General features: G+C 60.0%; 13 protein-coding genes. 9 read left to right on the top strand and 4 right to left on the bottom strand.

The window, feature by feature from the left end; all coding sequences use genetic code 11:
• Positions 1 to 479: 479 nt before the first annotated feature.
• The 3 genes from ABH945_RS18220 to ABH945_RS18210 are packed head-to-tail and all read left to right on the top strand — an operon-like array spanning position 480 to position 4311.
• Entirely contained in the window at positions 480 to 1010 is a 531-nt protein-coding gene (locus tag ABH945_RS18220; protein WP_429251419.1) for a 2Fe-2S iron-sulfur cluster-binding protein, read from the top strand.
• Positions 1010 to 1996, top strand: coding sequence for an FAD binding domain-containing protein (locus ABH945_RS18215; RefSeq protein ID WP_429251418.1), 987 nt, complete (start codon positions 1010 to 1012; stop codon positions 1994 to 1996). Before ABH945_RS18220 ends, ABH945_RS18215 begins: the two co-directional genes overlap by 1 nt.
• Complete coding sequence (locus ABH945_RS18210) at positions 1996 to 4311, top strand: xanthine dehydrogenase family protein molybdopterin-binding subunit (protein ID WP_429251417.1); 2316 nt, start codon at positions 1996 to 1998, stop codon at positions 4309 to 4311. Before ABH945_RS18215 ends, ABH945_RS18210 begins: the two co-directional genes overlap by 1 nt.
• 100 nt (positions 4312 to 4411) lie before the next feature.
• Here ABH945_RS18210 and ABH945_RS18205 read toward each other — a convergent pair whose 3' ends face one another.
• The gene (locus ABH945_RS18205) at positions 4412 to 4567 is read right to left on the bottom strand and encodes a hypothetical protein (protein ID WP_171910314.1); all 156 of its coding nucleotides are present in this window, start codon (positions 4565 to 4567) and stop codon (positions 4412 to 4414) included.
• Positions 4568 to 4676: 109 nt separating this feature from the next.
• Positions 4677 to 5867 (bottom strand): Ig-like domain-containing protein, encoded by a 1191-nt coding sequence (locus ABH945_RS18200; protein ID WP_429251416.1) that lies wholly within the window; start codon positions 5865 to 5867, stop codon positions 4677 to 4679.
• Between the two features lie 278 nt (positions 5868 to 6145).
• Between ABH945_RS18200 and ABH945_RS18195 the strand changes: the two genes are divergently transcribed.
• Positions 6146 to 6616 (top strand): ribonuclease, encoded by a 471-nt coding sequence (locus tag ABH945_RS18195; RefSeq protein ID WP_429251415.1) that lies wholly within the window; start codon positions 6146 to 6148, stop codon positions 6614 to 6616.
• Between the two features lie 87 nt (positions 6617 to 6703).
• Here ABH945_RS18195 and ABH945_RS18190 read toward each other — a convergent pair whose 3' ends face one another.
• Positions 6704 to 9631, bottom strand: coding sequence for an ATP-binding protein (locus ABH945_RS18190; protein WP_429251414.1), 2928 nt, complete (start codon positions 9629 to 9631; stop codon positions 6704 to 6706).
• A gap of 1029 nt (positions 9632 to 10660) precedes the next feature.
• On the bottom strand, positions 10661 to 11179 hold the full coding sequence (locus ABH945_RS18185; RefSeq protein ID WP_429251916.1) for a Dps family protein: 519 nt from the start codon (positions 11177 to 11179) through the stop codon (positions 10661 to 10663).
• Positions 11180 to 11487: 308 nt separating this feature from the next.
• Between ABH945_RS18185 and ABH945_RS18180 the strand changes: the two genes are divergently transcribed.
• The 5 genes from ABH945_RS18180 to ABH945_RS18160 all read left to right on the top strand — a co-directional run bounded on the left by ABH945_RS18180 (position 11488) and on the right by ABH945_RS18160 (position 17340).
• The gene (locus tag ABH945_RS18180) at positions 11488 to 12123 is read left to right on the top strand and encodes a hydrolase (RefSeq protein ID WP_074770170.1); all 636 of its coding nucleotides are present in this window, start codon (positions 11488 to 11490) and stop codon (positions 12121 to 12123) included.
• Between the two features lie 179 nt (positions 12124 to 12302).
• A complete protein-coding gene (locus tag ABH945_RS18175; RefSeq protein ID WP_429251413.1) occupies positions 12303 to 14171 on the top strand; it encodes an amidohydrolase in 1869 nt (622 codons plus the stop codon).
• A 54-nt stretch (positions 14172 to 14225) separates the two neighbouring features.
• Positions 14226 to 15695, top strand: a complete 1470-nt coding sequence (locus tag ABH945_RS18170; protein ID WP_074770168.1) for a mechanosensitive ion channel domain-containing protein — start codon at positions 14226 to 14228, stop codon at positions 15693 to 15695.
• Positions 15696 to 15816: 121 nt separating this feature from the next.
• Positions 15817 to 16638 carry an alpha/beta fold hydrolase gene (locus tag ABH945_RS18165; RefSeq protein WP_074770166.1) on the top strand — a complete coding sequence of 274 codons (822 nt, stop codon included), beginning with the start codon at positions 15817 to 15819 and terminating at the stop codon, positions 16636 to 16638.
• Positions 16639 to 16698: 60 nt separating this feature from the next.
• The gene (locus ABH945_RS18160; RefSeq protein WP_074770164.1) at positions 16699 to 17340 is read left to right on the top strand and encodes an HD domain-containing protein; all 642 of its coding nucleotides are present in this window, start codon (positions 16699 to 16701) and stop codon (positions 17338 to 17340) included.
• The last annotated feature ends 26 nt before the right edge of the window (positions 17341 to 17366 follow it).

The raw sequence follows: 17366 nt of genomic DNA, 5'->3' as shown, positions 1-17366 counted from the left end.
CGTTGCTGGAATAGATTTTTTGGCAGCGGGCGCGTTGGACAATATGAGCGACGGATGCCACAACGCATTTCTCGACCGATAACTTCCTCGCACTCGTTGTAGCGGCCGGTGACATAGGCCGAGCGCCCGCCTCGCCGCTTATCAACAGAACTCTCCTCAATCGCGCGCAGCCATTCGTCAGTCGAATGAAGCGCTCGCCAATCTCGTCCGCAAAACGAGTCCGCTTTCGCCACACCCATCGCAAGGCCCGCGAATTGCTCCAATCGCAAACTGGGGCTGCGCGACCCGGCCGGCAACTTGTCCCAACGACCCGAATTGCACATTCGGTCTCGCTCCGCGCGGACATTCCATTCCCCATCGAAGCAAGTCCAGCAAGGAACTGCAGCCAAACACCGCCGGTCATTTCCGGTGTATTTGCCGCACGAACCGGGACGCGTCACCGTACGCGACGCATGCCCGAATTTACAGGGAGTGCAATCATGCATTTCGTCATAAACGGCAGCGAGGTCGAACTTGATTTCGATCCGAGGACGTCGCTGCTCGATCTGCTGCGGGAGCAACGTCATCTGTTCGGCGCAAAAAAGGGCTGCAATCAAGGCGCTTGCGGCGCGTGCACCGTGCTGGTGAATGGAGCGCGCATCAACAGTTGCCTCGCGCTCGCCGTGCAGTATCAGGACTGCGAGATCACCACTATCGAAGGACTGGGCGAGCCGGGCAGACTGCATCCGTTGCAACAGGCATTCGTCGAGCACGACGGCTTCCAGTGTGGTTACTGCACACCCGGACAGATATGTTCGGCAGTCGGGATGGCCGAAGAGTTGAAGTGCGGCGTGCCGAGCTATGTCAGCGAAGACGTCGCGGCGGAAAGCTTCTCGCTGACCGACACAGAACTGCGTGAGCGAATGAGCGGCAACCTGTGCCGCTGTGGTGCGTACAACGGCATCGTCGATGCAATCCAGGACACTTTTGGCACGTCCGGCAGCGGCCCCGACAAGCGCGAGGCCGCCTGATGAATCCATTCACCTACGAACGCGCTTCCGACCGGCAGGAAGCGCTTAAGCTCGGCGCGCAACCGGGCGCCAAATACCTCGGCGGCGGCACCAATCTGGTCGACCTGATGCGCGAGACCATCGAACATCCGGTGGTGCTCGTCGACGTCACGCGCCTGTCGTGCGCCATCGAGGCGACCGATGACGGCGGCCTGCGTATCGGCGCCGGGGTCAGGAACACTGCGCTGGCATCCGACCGGCGCGTGCGCGAGAGCTATCCGGTGTTATCGGAAGCTGTCCTGGCAGGGGCGTCGGCGCAAATCCGCAATATGGCGACGGTGGGCGGCAACCTCCTGCAGCGCACGCGTTGCGGCTATTTCTATGACGACGCCGCGCATTGCAACAAACGCGAACCCGGCACGGGCTGCGACGCATTGGAAGGCTTCAATCGCATGCACGCGATTCTCGGCGCTTCCGCTGCCTGCGTTGCCACGCATCCGTCCGACATGGCTGTTGCACTTGCCGCCCTCGACGCACAAGTCACCGTCGAGGGCCGCCATGGCGAACGCATCATTCCGCTGGTCGATTTTCATCTGTTGCCCGGCGAAACGCCGCACAGGGAAACAGTGCTCGACGAAGGCGAGTTGATCACCTCGGTGACTCTGCCGGCTGGTCTCCCGGGACGTTCGAGCTATCGCAAGGTGCGCGATCGGGCGTCGTACGCGTTCGCGCTGATTTCGGTCGCGGCGGTTCTGGACGTGCAGGGCGGCATAGTGCGTGAAGTGCGGATCGCCCTGGGCGGCGTCGCTCACAAACCGTGGCGGGCCGCTATCGCGGAGGCGGCGCTCAAGGGCGCTCCGGCGACCGAAGCCGCGTTCCGCGCGGCCGCACAGGCAGAACTCGCTTCCGCGCGAGGCCTGCGCGACAACGCGTTCAAGATCGAACTGGCCCAGCGCGTCATCACGGACACGCTGGTGAAGTTGACTGCTCTCCAGGAGACTCGCTGATGCCTATCCTCAAGGACGCCATGCAGGCGGTGATGAAAAAGGCCATTGCTCTCGCCCCTGACAGCTTTATTCCCGGCGGCCGGCCTGATCCGCTGATCAATCACAAGCACGGTCTGATCGGTGCGTCGATTAGCCGGATCGATGGACCGTTGAAGGTGTCGGGCCGCGCAGCGTTCGCTGCGGAGTTTCCGCTGGAGGGAATGACTTACGCCGCGCTCAGGTACTCGTCCATTCCCCGTGGCCGTATCGTCCAGATGGACACCGATGATGCGCAGGCCGCGCCAGGTGTCGTACTGGTGATGACCTACCGTAACGCCCCGCGTCTGAAGCCGATGCCGGCATTCATGACGCAGCCTAAAGCGGCCGGCGGCGACGATCTGCCAATCATGCAGGATGACCAGGTTCACTGGAATGGCCAGCCCGTCGCGCTGGTCCTCGCCGACACGCAGGAGCAGGCCGACTATGCGCAGTCGCTGATCAGGATCAGCTACGAGGCGGATAGCGACGCCGTTACGTCGCTCGAGGCGGCGAAAGCGAAGGGTTCGGAGCCGGGCGTGTTTCAGGGCGAGCCGCTCAAGCTCGAAATCAACGATGCCGAGGCGATGCTGGCTGCTGCGCCGCACAGAATCGATGCTCGCTACACGACCCCGCGCCACAATCACAATCCGATCGAACTGCATGCGGCGACGCTCGCGTGGGAAGGCGACACGTTGCGTATCCACGATACGGTTCAGGCGGTCGCGCACGAAGCGTGGACCATCGCGCATGTTTTCGGCATCGACGAGAAGCAGGTGCATGTGACTTCGCCGTATGTCGGCGGAGGCTTTGGTTCGAAAACGCTGTGGCAGCATCAGGTGCTGGCGGCAGCGGCGGCGAGGCTCGCGCAGCGCCCCGTGCGGATCATGCTGTCGCGTGAGGGTGTGTACCGTATCGTCGGCGGCCGTACGCTCACGGAGCAGCGCGTCGCTTTGGGCGCTCAGGCCGACGGCACGCTGGATGCGCTGATCCACACGGGGACGGTCGCGATGACGCCGCACAACAACATGCCGGAGCCGTTCATCCTTCCGGCGAAGAGCGCCTATGCGTCCCGCAGTTTTCTGCTCGATGTGGAGACCGTCAAAATGAACATGACGGCCAACACGTTCATGCGCGCGCCCGGCGAGGCAGTTGGCACGTTCGGGCTTGAATCGGCGATCGATGAACTGGCCCACGCGATGGGCATGGACCCCATCGACTTACGTATCGCGAACGAGCCCGACAAGGACCCAACCTCGGGCCTGCCGTTTTCGCAGCGCGGTATCGTCGATGCATGGAAGGCAGGCCGTGAGCGATTCGGCTGGGCCTCGCGCGCGCTGCCAGGTGCGCGACGCGACGGCGACTGGCTGGTCGGCATGGGCTGCGCCACGGGCACCTATCCTTACTACCGGATGCCGGGCGGCGCCGCGCGGATCACGCTGACGAACGCAGGTCGGGCGAAAGTCAGCATTGCTGCGCACGAAATGGGGATGGGGACCTCGACCGCCCAAACGCAGGTGATCGCGGAGCGTCTTGGCCTGACGATGGACGACATCGACTTCGACTACGCCGACTCCACGTTGCCGGGCGTCGTGCTCGCGGGTGGCTCGCAGCAGACCGCCGCGATCGGTGCGGCCGTGATCGCGGCGCATCACAAGCTGGTCGGCAAACTGTTGCAGTTCGCCGGCAATACGTCGCCGCTGTCCGGCCTGCTGGCGGACGAAGTGGGCGGCCGCGACGGCGGTCTCTGCGCGCTTCAGGACGAAAGCCGGTTCGAGAGCTACGTCACCTTATTGGCGCGGGCGAGGCAGCAGGAACTCAGTGTCGAGGCCGAGGCGCCGATGCCCTTCGAGTTGCAGCACTGGTCGATGCACAGCCACAGCGCGCTGTTCTGCGAGGTGCGGGTGAATGCGATTACCGGCGAGATTCGCGTGAGCCGCTTTCTCGGCTCGTTCGATTGCGGCCGGATCATCAATGCGAAAACTGCTGCGAGCCAGTTTCGCGGCGGGATCATCATGGGTCTCGGTCTCGCGCTGATGGAGGAGACCTTGTTCGACGAGAGAACAGGCCGCGTGATGAACCCATCGCTGGCGGACTATCACGTGCCGGTTAATCTCGACGTCCCGCAGATCGACATCATCTGGAACGACGAAGCGGACCCGCATACGCCGATGGGCGCGCGTGGCGTCGGTGAAATCGGCATCACGGGCGTGGGCGCCGCCGTTGCGAACGCGGTTTTCAATGCGACCGGCAAGCGCATTCGCGATTTGCCCATCACGTTGGACAAGATGATTGGCTAGCACGGCAGCGATAGACGAACGGCGGCGGTAAGGCCGACCGCAAGCAGAGATGGCATGGCCGACGCCCAGGGGCCGAAGTGCTTTAGGGCGTCGGCGCCGCCTACGGTTGATCGTCCTCGACGTCGGGGTCGATAGAGGGATCGAGTGGCGGATCATCTGGATCGGCAGACGGCCCTATATCAGGCAGATCAGTTTGCACGACATCCGACTGATCCGGCCGGATCGGATTTTCGTCTTTGTTGGGTGTGGTCGACATGATTCGTCCTCCTTGAGTTGATGTCTACTGGAGGAGCAAGCGCCGATCCCAGGCGGGTTCTCACGCAGGCATCGTCCGCGTGTCAACCTGCGTTCAAAGCTGCCTGCCTTCAAAGATTCGCCGCCTTGAAATCGACGACCGCCTTGAACCATCCAGCCGTGGTGTCGATAACCAGCAGCACGCCCGTTGACGGGTCGATCTGCTCACTCGATATCCACAGAATGCAGCCGTCCGCGCCAGCCGCCTTCAGCGCGTTCAGCCGGTACATCATCTGATCGTAGGTCAGAATGTGGGTCGTTCCGGTACTGTCGGTCCAGACCGGCGTGATATACGGAAGGACTTTCTTGCTCGTGCCATTGAGGGTGTCGAACGCGCGCGACTGGTCAACGGCATACACCGCCGCGGAATTCCAGGTTGCGTCGCCACTCGCGGTTCCGTCATACCCGTAGTTGTAAAGCGAGGGACTGTAGTAGTCCACCAGCGCCGCCACCGATGCGTACTGCGGATTCAGACTGTCGTAGGTTTGTTCCGACGTCGCGCTCCAGGTGAATGTGTTCTGCGGGACCTCGGCGTAGAGGCCCACCACGGCGCCGGGATTGTCGGCCTTGAACGCCGACACGGCATCGCTCAGATTCTGTACGATCGTCTTGCCGTTTCCGGTTGCCACCGTCGGCGTGAAGCGGTCCGAATCCCACACTTCCAGATCGAGCGACACCGGAGTGCTGCCGGTGGAATCCGCGCTCGCCGCCTCCGCAGCGACCTTCGTCGCATCGACCTCGTATTCGTCAGTACAAGTCGTGAGCGGGCACGTGACCAGATTGCTCGAGTAGATCAGATTCAGCGGCGAGATGCCGAGCGTCCCGAACCAGGCGTCGGTGATCGAGTGCACGCCCGTCGAATCCTGATACGACTTCAGCTTGAGAAACTCCAGCACGGAAAACGGTTTTTCGCAGGTGAGCGTTCCATCGCCTTCCTGTCCGTTTGCCGTCGATGCCTTGATCGTCGACGATCCCTGCGCGACGCACGTCGCGACTCCGCTACCGGAAACGGTCGCGACCGTTGCGTCGCTGCTTGTCCACGTGACGGCCGCGTCTGTTGCGTCGGCGGGCGTGACGGTCGCTGCGAAGGTGCCGCTGTTACCCAGCGCCAAAGTAACCGACGTGGGGGCGACGGATACGTTAGTGACGGCAATCGCAGTCGACGATGTCGTGGCATCACTACTCCCGCCGCCGCAACCTGCCAGAAGCGTAAGAAGCGCGATCCCCAACATCTCGCGGCGAAAATCCAGAATCTTCGACAATTAACTTGCTCCGGGTTCTTTGAAGGGGCGCAAGTATCGCCCAACGGTGGAGATCGTGCAGCGCCGCTCGCGTTGAACGTCGACGGGCGGGCGGAGATTTACGACGGGCTTGAAACCTGCGTGATTTGGGTAGTTCGCTGAAGCCCGGAAGAGCGGTTGGGTCCGCACATTGCGTAAAGCGCCTCTGGTGCTACGGCACGTTGATTCACCCGCCGATTAGCGATACCCTGAAACCGGTCGTAGTTGTCGAGTGCTGGTCAACCCGGGGGCACCGTTTCGTGAAACGAGCATGGGTTTTTTCCTGCATCCTTGCCTTGAGCGCGATCCTCGGTGGATGCGGCAAAGGCGGATCGCAAAATGCGACTCAGGACGCGGGCGCGTCCGCGAGTCAGGCGGCGAGCCAGCCTGGGCAAACCGCGAGCGACGCAGCGGCCGCATCGGGCGCCAAGGTGTCGGGTGCGCTGCCTGCCGTCACCCAGGCGCAGTTGCCGGGCGAAGCCGCCGAAACACTGCGTCTGATCAAGGCTGGCGGTCCTTACCCTTTCGGTGAGGACGGTGTGCTGTTTCGCAATAGCGCGGCTTTGCTGCCGGAACATCCACGCGGCTATTACCACGCTTACACGGTTCGCACGCCTGGCGCGGCGGATCGCGGGCAGCGACGCATCGTGTGTGGCGGACCACGCAAACAGACCGGCGATTGCTATTACACCGAGGATTACTACACCAGCTTCAAACGCATCGCGGGATAGCTTAAACAGAATTGACGACAACGCCCCGACACGTTCATAAGTGGACAACGGGGCGCTGTATTTTCAGAAATCGAAAACTGTGCCGCGCTACGCAACGGCATGCATCGCCAGCGCCGTTTGTATTCCACCCGACGCACACGCATCGCAAGTGCGCGCATGCAACGAATCGATCAAGTCGAATAGCGCCTGAACATCGCTCGCCGTGGATGTGCGCCTGAAGCACGGCGCCAGCGCGTCGAGAAGGTCGAGCGCTTCGCCATTGCGGCCCTGTTCGTGCAGCAACTTCGCCATCGCAATCGACGATCGCAACTCCCACAATCGTGCACCTTGCTCTCGCGCCAATTCAATCGATTCGCGAAAACACGCGGACGCATGCTCGATCTTTTCGACGAATGCCTTATCTCCGCGAACGTGCTCGTTCGCCTGAGCCTGCGCTACGATGCCGAGTGCCCGCCAAACCTCGGGCAAGAAAAACAGCTCGCCGTTGTTTCTGCAGAATTCGAGCGTGTCGCGCAGTCGCGCGGAGGCTTGCGCCAACCGTCCGATAGCAACGAGTGCTTCCGCGCTCGCGACGATAAACGGTGTGACGAGTCGTCTGAAGCCGCGTGCGAGCAGCGCGTCGAGACCGGCTTCGAGGCGCGGCAAACCGGTTTCGATCTGACCGTCGAGAATGTCGCTGCAACCGGCCAGGCATTCGCAGCAGTCGTTCCACGTGTCGAAGCGATGCAGCGCGGCTTGCGAGCGCATGATCTCGAGATAGTGCCGACCGCGCCGAACATCGCCCGAGATCAGCGCAAGCGGCACCGCCACCGTACCGAGCACATGCGTGAGCGACGGCTCCATGGTTTCCGCGCCGACCAGATCGACCGTTTTGTCGACGATCATCATGGCCTTCTCGGGATCGCCCTGAAGCAGAACGATGCGCGCCAGCGTGCCATTGCAGAACACGAGCGGATCGACTGCAAAACGGCCGCCCGGCCGCGCGTCGTCACGCAGCGACGCTGAGCGTTCCAGCACATTCATCAACCCGTCGCGAGCCTCCGCATGCTGACCGAGGCAGTGCAGCGAAATGGCCGCCAGTTGGTCCGCGAGAATCTGCTGCCACGCCGTGCCGTGCGACTGCGCCCATGCCTGGAATTGCGTGGCGACCTGCATCGATTCATTGACGCGTCCGCTCGAAAGCAGCGCGTTCCACATGCCCCACAATGCACGCGCGTGAAACTCGGCGTCGCCCGCCTGGGTGGCCAGGTCGAGCACCTTACGCCAAAGTTCGAGCGACCTCCGCACAGGGCCGCGTACGTGCGTAAGCGCGGCCGCCAGTGCCGCGCGAACGCGTAGTGCACCGGTGACGTCGACAGTACCGGCGGGAAGCTGTTCGATCGCTTCCACAGCGCGTTCGGCGAGTGCGCAGCACTCTTCCATCAAGCCCCGGTCGAGCAACGCGCCAGCCAGATTCGACGCGAGTTCGATGCCGAGTTGCATGTCGCCATCGGAAGAGAGAGCCCAGTCGAAAGCACTGCGCGCGTCGTCGAATGTCTGTTGAACGTCTGACGGACTGCCTGAAGCGGCCTGACGCGTTTCCGCCGATTGCGCCTCGAAACAGTTGGACAGATACCGCGCATGAAGTGCCGCGATCCTGCGCGCTTCTCCTTCTGCCTGCAACTTCTCCAACGCGTACGCGCGCGTGCATTCGGCAAGCCGGTATTTGGCAACCGGTCCGTCGAACTCGACATTCACAAGCGACTTCGAAACCAGCTCGCTAATACCGTGGATAGAATTGCCGACCGTCAACTCGATATCGCAGGCGACCGCGCACATTGCCTCGAAAGTGAAAACGCCGCCGAATGTCGAGAGTCGCCGGAACAACGCCTGAGTACTCGAATCGAGCAGCGCAAAGCTCCAGTCGAATGTGGCGCGCAGGGTTTGATGACGCGGTAATGCAGTCCGGTAGCCGCCGGCGAGGATCGCCATGCGGTCGTCGAGCCGCTGATGCACGCCCTCTACGCCGAGTGTGAGCACGCGCGCCGCAGCCAGTTCGATAGCCAGCGGAATGCCGTCGAGTCGCCGGCAGATTTCGCCGACCAGTTGAATCTCCGTGCTTTCGGGGCCAGTCTCTCTCTGCATCGAATGAGCGCGCAGCAGGAACAGATTGACCGACGAGCGCGCGAGAATTTCCGCATCCGTGGCGTGCGGCGGCGGCACGTCGAGCGGATCGACTCTGAACACCGTCTCCGGCATGATGCGCAGCGGTTCTCTACTCGTGACGAGCACGCGCAACGCTTCATTGTCCGCGACAAGCAACTCGACGATTTCCGCGACGTGGTCGGCGACATGTTCGGCATTGTCGAGCAGCAGTAACCGGTGTGCTTCGGGCAGTGCAAACCCGAGTTGCTCGGCTTCGCTTCCGCAATTGGGCGATGACGGCAGTCCCCAGCCGTCGACAATTGCGCGCACGATCGCCTCTTTACTCGTCAATGCAGCCAGTTCGACGAAACAGACCGGGGTGGGGAAGTCCTGCGCCGACTGGCGCGCGACCTCGATCGCGAGACTGGTTTTGCCGATGCCGCCTGCACCTGCCAGCGTCAGAACACGGGTGTTTTTCAATATCGCGCGGATTTGCGCGACCTCGATGTCGCGTCCGACAAGCTGCGCGTTGGGGCGTGGCAAACGACCTGTTCCCAACAGTTGCGCATTGGCCGCTGCCTGCGTGTCCGGCGCGGATTCTTTCTTCCGTTGCAATAACTGATAACCGCGCCCGGGCACGGTCAGAATCAGATCGCGATCCGGGCCGAGTATTTTCCGCAACGCGGATAAGTGAACCTGAATGTTGTTTTCTTCGACGATCGTTTCGGGCCACACTGTATTCATCAACTCGTCTTTCGTGACGAGACGTCCACCGGCCGACGCGACCGTGGCGAGGATGTCGAAGGCGCGAGATCCAAGAGGCACGACTTTGCCGTCCTGCTGCAAAGTGCGCATTTCCAGATCGATTGTGAAGCGGCCTATTTCGATCATGTCAATTTCAGATTCAGAAAAAGGAGCATGCCAACAAAAGGAATGGCGAAGCCATGGCTATGCGGGTGTCGTCGTGTGACGAACCGCATCGCGCATGGGCTCTTTTTGCCTGCTATCCTCATACGGATAATGGGTAGTATCCGCCAATGCCGATTGCACTAATTGCTACTGGCCGATGAAGCATCAAGGCCGGTCGCGGGATGTCGATAAGATGTCGATAAAGACGGTGATTCAGCGAATTTCTGAAGGCGCGTCGTTTATTGACGTGTGGGCGATGCAAGATTATCTCGCACGCCGGAGTGAGCCTTTCAGAACATTACCAACATGATTGAACTTACCCTGGCAGAATCTGTACGTCTTGAATGTTAGTGCGGTGCTTTGTAAGAAAGTCCATCCCGAGTATTCGTGCCAGGCGGCGCAGTGCCGTGAAATCAATTTGCCGATATGCGCGAACGAAATAGCCGCGCGACAGATTGCATGCATTGTGCAAATTTTTCTATTGAAATCTTGTTTTGTGCTTTGCAGGGAAGCATGTCTTATGCATGTACTTTGTGCAGTGGCGAAGCCGGCGACTCTTCTACTCTTCTCGAATTGCGGCCACGCACCGGAACTTCTCAATCAGGTAAGTGCCGGGCGATGATAAAGATGGGCGGCGACTGCATCTTTGCGCTGGCATGCGCAAAGGTGTAAAGGCTAGCCGAAATTTATCTGAAATAAAACCACGGGAGAAGATTGCGAATGACATGGCAATGCGATATATGGGTGCGGGGTTCCCGATCGCGGACGCGACGGCCAGTACGACTGGTGCGGTCGCACCCGCACCAGTCGTACCCGCGCCCGCAATCCGGAGTTGACCGCGATTAGCCGGCGGAACTCCAGAAGCAGGCTCAGCCAACTTTCTCCACTCTTGTGTTGTTGTTGATATACGGTTTGTGGGCTCGAATCGTACCGCATCAATACCGGTCACGAACTTCAGAACGATTAATTCTTATGAAACGACGCAGTCGTGGCGGCCGCCTCGAATAACATTCAGGTATTGCGCCCGGATTCGAACAGGAACCAGACGCGCTGTTCTGCTTCGTCGATCCATTCTTCGAGCAGGCTGGCCGTAGCGACGTCGCCATATTCGTCGCATAGCGCGTGGGTTTCGCTCATATAGCCGCGCAACGCGAGATTGTCTTCACGCAATTCGGCCAGCATGTCCGACGGCGTGACGAATCCCGCATCGTTATCGGCAATGCGTTGCAGCTTTGCAATCTGACCGATGGAATGGAGCGTTCTTCCGCCAATCTTGCGTGCACGTTCTGCGAGTGGATCAGTCGTCGCGAAGATCTGGCTGGATTGGTCGTCGAGTAGAAGGTGGTAGTCGCGGAAGTTCGGCCCGGACATATGCCAGTGAAAGTTCTTCGTCTTCATATAGAGCGCGAGCATGTCGGCGAGCAGCGTGGTCAATGCCGCTGAGATGTCGCGGGTTGCGTCTTCACTTAGACGGGTTGGGGTTTTCAGCGGCGCCGAACGATGCGCGGTGGCCTTGAGTTCGTCTTTCATCATTGTCCTCTGACGTGTGGATGGAATGCGGTCAATTTCCGAATCCGGCAACGACAAGTGTAGGAACGCAACCTCAATAAAGTCCCTCAAAAAATATGAATTCTTCTGATTCGAGTTTCATGCATCAATTTCGAATTCTGCTTCGATAGGCCAATCTTCGTACTCATTCTGTTTAAGAACTATTAAGGGCTCTGGACAAGGACCGCGCAAAAATCCGTCGCTAGAATCGCTCTCAGTTTTTATCGCTACTCAAGCGAGTGAGGCAGATCGTTCAGCGACTGCCATATCCATCTAATACGGAGCCCGTAATGCCGAAAGAACTCTTGACACCCGATTCATGCGCCGTTGCACTCATCGACTATCAGCCGCAGATGTTCTTCGGCACGATGTCGCATGAACGCACCACGATCCTGCATAACGTGCAGGCTATCGCGAAGGCATCGAAGCTCTTCAAGGTGCCGACGATCCTGACGACGGTGGCCGCCAAGTCGTTTAGCGGCGACATGGTGCCGGAAGTGCAATCGGTATTTCCGGAATACACGCCGATCGACCGCACGTCGATGAACTCGTGGGAAGACTCCAACTTCCGCAAGGCCATCGAAGCAACGGGTCGCAAGAAGATCGTGATTGCGGGTCTGTGGACGGAAGTGTGCGTGTCGTTCCCGACCATCCAGATGATCAACGAAGGCTACGAAATCTACGTGCCGACCGATGCATGCGGCGACGTCAGCACCGAAGCTCACGAGCGCGCAGTGCAACGCATCATCCAGGCGGGCGCAGTCCCGATGACCTCGTTCCAGTACATGTTCGAATTGCAACGTGACTGGGCGCGCTCGGAGACGTACGAAGGCTGCATGGACATTCTGAAGGCGCACAGCGCGTATGGCATTGGCGTGCGCTACGCGAAGTCGATTCTCGGCGAGCACGCGAGCGAAGCGGGCTGATCTGCATCGATCGGCATACCCGTCCCGATCGATGCGGTGGCAAACGAAAAGCAGGGTCGACGTTTGCCACCGCCAACAACCAGTTTCTGAATGCAGCAAGGGAGGCAGTCCGTGAGGGCTTTGTCTTCCTGGAATAGCTCGCGCGTTAAAAACGCGGAGCGCTCCCTATGAGGATCGCCATGACTTCGAATACTCACGAGCCGACGCCAGCCGACGTCGTCTTCTTCAACGGCAAGATTGCCACTCAGGACGACAAGCGCTCGTTTGCCGACGCGGTAGCAGTGGCGAACGGCCGCGTTATCGCAGCGGGGGCGCGCGACATCGTGATGCGCCACGCGACGCAGCGTACCCAGCAGGTCGACCTCAAAGGGCGCACCGTTATTCCCGGCCTCAACGACTCGCATTTGCACGTGATTCGCGGTGGATTGAATTTCAACATGGAGTTGCGTTGGGACGGCGTACCGTCGCTAGCCGACGCATTGGACATGTTGCGCAAGCAGGTGGCAAGAACTCCGGCGCCGCAATGGGTGCGCGTGGTGGGCGGCTGGAACGAATTCCAGTTTGCCGAGCGCCGTGGTCCGACGCTGGAAGAGATCAATGCAATTGCACCGGATACGCCGGTTTTCATTCTGCATCTTTATGACAGCGCGTTGTTGAACGGGGCTGCTCTGCGTGCAGTCGGTTATACGAAAGACACGCCGAATCCTCCAGGTGGCGAAATTCAGCGCGACAGGCGCGGCAATCCGACTGGCATGCTGATCGCGCGCCCGAATGCGGGCCTGCTGTATGCCACGCTCGCTAAAGGGCCGAAGCTCGCGCCGGACGATCAGCGCAATTCCACGCGCCATTTCATGCGCGAATTGAACCGGCTCGGCGTGACGAGCGCGATCGACGCGGGCGGCGGCTATCAGGCTTATCCCGACGACTACGCGGTCATCATGGACATGGCGAAGCACAACGAACTGACTGTGCGGATCGCCTACAACCTGTTCACGCAGAACGCGAAAAAAGAAATCGAAGATTTCGCGAAGTGGGTGAAGCTGACGAAGCCCGGCGAGGGCGACGATTTCCTGCGCATGAATGGCGCGGGAGAAATGCTGGTGTTCTCCGCCGCCGACTTCGAAGACTTTCTCGAACCGCGGCCAGATCTGCCCGATTCGCTGGAAGAAGAACTCGAAGCGGTCGTCAAGCTGCTGGTCGCGAACCGCTGGCCGTTCCGCCTGCATGCAACCTACGATGAATCGATCAATCGCTTCCTCAATGTGTTCGAACGGGTGAATGCGCAAATTCCGTTCAATGGGCTGCGCTGGTTCTTCGACCACTGCGAAACGATTACGCAGAAGAATATCGACCGTGTTCGCGCACTCGGCGGCGGTATTGCGATTCAGCATCGGATGGCGTATCAGGGCGAGTACTTCATTCAGCAATACGGCGAAGAGGCGGTCAAGCACACGCCGCCGATGCGTCTGATGCTCGATGCCGGGTTGCCGGTAGGCGCCGGTACGGACGCCACGCGAGTCGCAAGTTTCAATCCGTTCGTGTCGCTGTACTGGATGGTGTCGGGTAAGACCGTCGGCGGTACCGCAATGTATGGCAGCGCAAACCGGCTCGATCGTATGGAAGCCTTGCGCCGTTACACGGTCGGCAGCGCGTGGTTCTCGAATGAAGAAGAGCGCAAGGGCGCACTCGTTCCGGGCCAGTTCGCAGACTTTGCCGTGCTCAGCGAAGACTACTTTTCTATCGAAGAAGATCGCATCAAGTTCCTCACGTCGAATCTGACGGTGGTGGGCGGCAAGGTCGTTTATGCCGACGACGAATTTGCGCCGCTCGCACCGCCCGATTTGCCGGTCAGTCCGTCGTGGTCGCCGGTTGCGGAGTTTGGCGGCTATAGCCGCTACAAGCCGACAGCGGTGGCCTGCGTGGATGGCTGCGTGAACCTGTGCGGCGTGCATGCGCATGCACATGGTTGGGCATGGCGTAAAAACGTGCCGGTCAGCGATTCGAACGGTTTCTGGGGCGCGTTGGGCTGTAGCTGTTTCGCGTTCTGAGCAATACGAATCCGCGACCAGCCGACTAGCGAGAACGAAGGATAGAGGGCCACGATGCCGACCTTGAACGACGGTGTGCTGTTTGGAATCGGCATACTGGTCCTCGACTTTCTCGCATGGCGTTTCATGGGACGCCAGAGCCAGCAATTGCGTCTCGCGTTTCGCGCACTGATGTTCGGCCTGTCGTCTTACGTGCTGTTCAGTTCGGGGATGAACCCGCTGCGGGCGGCGCCGTGGTCGAATGAGCCGTTGCGGCATCTGCTCGCGCAGATGCTGGAACTCGTCTGGTGGTTACAGGGCGCGCGCCTGTTGACAGTTCTGCTGGATCGGCTGGTGTTGCCCGAAGCGTGGCATAGGGAGCGGCTGTTTCAGGATGTGCTGGGCGCTCTGGTGTTTCTCGCCGCGGCAGTCGGAGCCATTGCCTATGTACTCGAATTGCCGGTGCGAGGTTTGCTCGCAACCTCGGGTGCGCTCGCCGTGGTACTCGGACTCGCAATTCAGAGCACGCTGAACGACGTGTTTTCCGGCGTTGTGCTCAATGCAACACAACCCTTTGCGCTCGGCGACTGGGTGACGATAGGCGAGGTGGAGGGCAAGATCGTCGAAACCAACTGGCGTGCAACCACGTTGTTGAATGCTCAGGGCAATCTCGTCGTCATTCCGAATAGCGTGGCCGCGCGGACCAACATCATCAATGCCAATCAGCCGTCGCATACACATGGCATTAGTGTGGTGTTGCCGGTCAAGCCGTCTATTCGCCCCGCGCTGGTGCTTGCGGCGCTTGAAGACGCCGCCGCCAGTGCCGACGATGTACTGGACGATCCCACGCCAATGGTGAGCGTGCGCCGCGCAACGAACGATTCGATCGAGTACGAGATCGTTTGCTATGTCGGCGAATTGAGTAAAAAGAATGCCGTGAGAAACGATCTGTTCGATCTGGCGCACCGTCACCTGGCTTCGCGTGGCGTTCTATTGCGATCGTTGTCTGTGCCTGAAACGCAGTTGAATACCGTGGACGAAAAGCGTCGCCTGTTGCGTAATGTCGCGATCTTCCAGACGCTCGGCGACGATGAGATCGCAGAACTCGAAGCGAAGCTCACGACGCACGAGTTCGACACCGGACAGACTATCTACGACGCCGCCGATGAAGGCGGTCACGAGCTTCATATCCTGGCGCGCGGCGTGGCGAAGGTGAGTGCGCCCAGGAGCGATGGCGAGATCGAATTGCGCAGACTTGCGCCCGGCGACTCGATCGGGCAATCGGGCATTCTCACCGGTATCAGAACGGATGTGATGGTTCGCGCGATGACCCGCGCAACGGTATTCCGGCTGGACAAAACGGCATTGACGCCGATTCTCGATCGACGCCCCGAAATCGCAAGAGAAATGTGCCGGCTGTTATCGGAGCATCACGCAACCGAGAAGCTGTTGCTGGCATCGGCTGAAAGCGTCGTTGACGAAGCCGGTGGGCTATTCGGCTGGTTTCGCGACGGCATGAGGCGGTTCCACCAACTCACGCAATGAGCTGTGAAAAAAATGCAGCAGGTCTTAAGGCTTTTTAATAGTGCGCCAAGGTCTTTATCCGAATAATTCGTTACGCTGCATTCGGGCATGAAATCACACAATCGACCAGGGAGTTTTTCACGTGAGTACTTTCACCACATCGGACGGCGTCCAGCTCTACTACAAGGATTGGGGAACCGGTCAGCCAATTGTTCTGGTTCACGGCTGGCCGCTGAATGCCGACATGTGGGAATACCAGATGAAGTTTCTCGCGGATAACGGCTTTCGCGTGATTGCGCATGACCGTCGCGGTTTCGGCCGGTCGGATCAGCCGTGGTCGGGTTACGACTACGACACCTTCGCGCGCGACGTCCACGAACTCATCGAAGCGCTGGATCTGAAGGACGTGATTCTCGGCGGCTTTTCGATGGGCGGCGGCGAAGTGGCCCGCTATATCGGGCGATACGGTACGGGGCGAATCGCCAAGGCGGTGTTGCTAAGCGCGGTGACGCCTTTGATGATCCGTCGCGAGGATCATCCTCAGGGCATGGACCCGGCGATTTTCGACGGCATTCGTGCGGGACTGTTGAGCGATCGTCCGAAGTTTCTCGACGAGTTCGGCCCGCTCTTCATGGGCTCCGATCAGGAGGGCACCAACGTCACGCAGCAGATGCTGGACTGGACGTTATCGCTAGGACTTCAAGGCGGACTGAAGGGCTCGCATGACTGCGTAGCGGCTTTTTCTGAAACCGATTTCCGGCCTGATCTCGCCAGATTCGATGTACCCACTCTGGTCGTGCACGGCGATGGCGACGCCGTGGTGAACTTCGACATAACGGGCAAGGCCGCTGCGGCTTTGATCAAGGACGCGACACTGCTCGTGTACGAACACGCACCGCATGCGCTGTACGTCACCCATAAGGACCGGCTCAATCAGGATCTTCTGGCATTCGCGCGGTCCTGATCGTTGCCCGCCAGAGTTGGGGGGAGCGATTGACCGCGTGTCTGACACGGATGAGTTGACATGAAAAAAAACATTGCGGGGGTCGACATTCCCGACAGTGCAATGGCGCAGGCAGCGACCAGTCACGTCTGCGCGATGCAATCGGAGTCGATGTTTCATCATTCGCTGAGGACGTTTCTGTTCGGCGCACTCATCGGATACAGCGACGAACTGGCGTTTAATCCGGGCCTGCTGTATGTCGCGGCGATGTTTCACAACATCGGTTTGAACTCGCAGTATTACCGGTCGCCGTTCAGATATGAAGTAGACAGCGCGAATGCAGCGCGTGATTTTTTACTGCAGTACGGCGTGGCGCAAGCGGCGATCAAGGAGGTGTGGGATGCGATTGCACTGCATACCACCCCGGGCATAACCGAGTACATGTCGCCGCTGGTGGCGCTGGTTAGCGCCGGCGTGCAGATGGATGTGCGGGGTGCCCGCTATGACGATCTCAGTGCGCAGCAGCGCGACGAGATCGTGCGGGCTTATCCGCGCGAGACGGGTTTCAAGAAGTCGATTATCGAAGCGTATGCGCGTGGTATGGAACAGCGGCCTGAGACAACTTTCGGCACGGTCAATGCCGATGTTCTGGATCGCTGGGATCCGACCTATCGGCGGCTGAATTTTTGTGGGCTGGTACTGGGATCGGACTGGCCTGACTGACCGCCTGCAAGATGCGCTGAACGCGG

The sequence above is a fragment of the Paraburkholderia sp. GAS333 genome, from assembly GCF_050435665.1.
In the GTDB taxonomy this organism is placed as follows: domain Bacteria; phylum Pseudomonadota; class Gammaproteobacteria; order Burkholderiales; family Burkholderiaceae; genus Paraburkholderia; species Paraburkholderia fungorum_A.
This window is presented reverse-complemented; position numbering and strand designations above follow the sequence as displayed.

Bases quoted from the DNA above. Each gene is read 5' to 3' on its own strand.
- ABH945_RS18190 (WP_429251414.1), bottom strand. From the start codon at position 9,631: ATGATCGAAATAGGCCGCTTCACAATCGATCTGGAAATGCGCACTTTG.
- ABH945_RS18175 (WP_429251413.1), top strand. From the start codon at position 12,303: ATGACTTCGAATACTCACGAGCCGACGCCAGCCGACGTCGTCTTCTTC.
- ABH945_RS18160 (WP_074770164.1), top strand. From the start codon at position 16,699: ATGAAAAAAAACATTGCGGGGGTCGACATTCCCGACAGTGCAATGGCG.
- ABH945_RS18180 (WP_074770170.1), top strand. From the start codon at position 11,488: ATGCCGAAAGAACTCTTGACACCCGATTCATGCGCCGTTGCACTCATC.
- ABH945_RS18185 (WP_429251916.1), bottom strand. From the start codon at position 11,179: ATGAAAGACGAACTCAAGGCCACCGCGCATCGTTCGGCGCCGCTGAAA.
- ABH945_RS18210 (WP_429251417.1), top strand. From the start codon at position 1,996: ATGCCTATCCTCAAGGACGCCATGCAGGCGGTGATGAAAAAGGCCATT.
- ABH945_RS18205 (WP_171910314.1), bottom strand. From the start codon at position 4,567: ATGTCGACCACACCCAACAAAGACGAAAATCCGATCCGGCCGGATCAG.
- ABH945_RS18220 (WP_429251419.1), top strand. From the start codon at position 480: ATGCATTTCGTCATAAACGGCAGCGAGGTCGAACTTGATTTCGATCCG.
- ABH945_RS18170 (WP_074770168.1), top strand. From the start codon at position 14,226: ATGCCGACCTTGAACGACGGTGTGCTGTTTGGAATCGGCATACTGGTC.
- ABH945_RS18215 (WP_429251418.1), top strand. From the start codon at position 1,010: ATGAATCCATTCACCTACGAACGCGCTTCCGACCGGCAGGAAGCGCTT.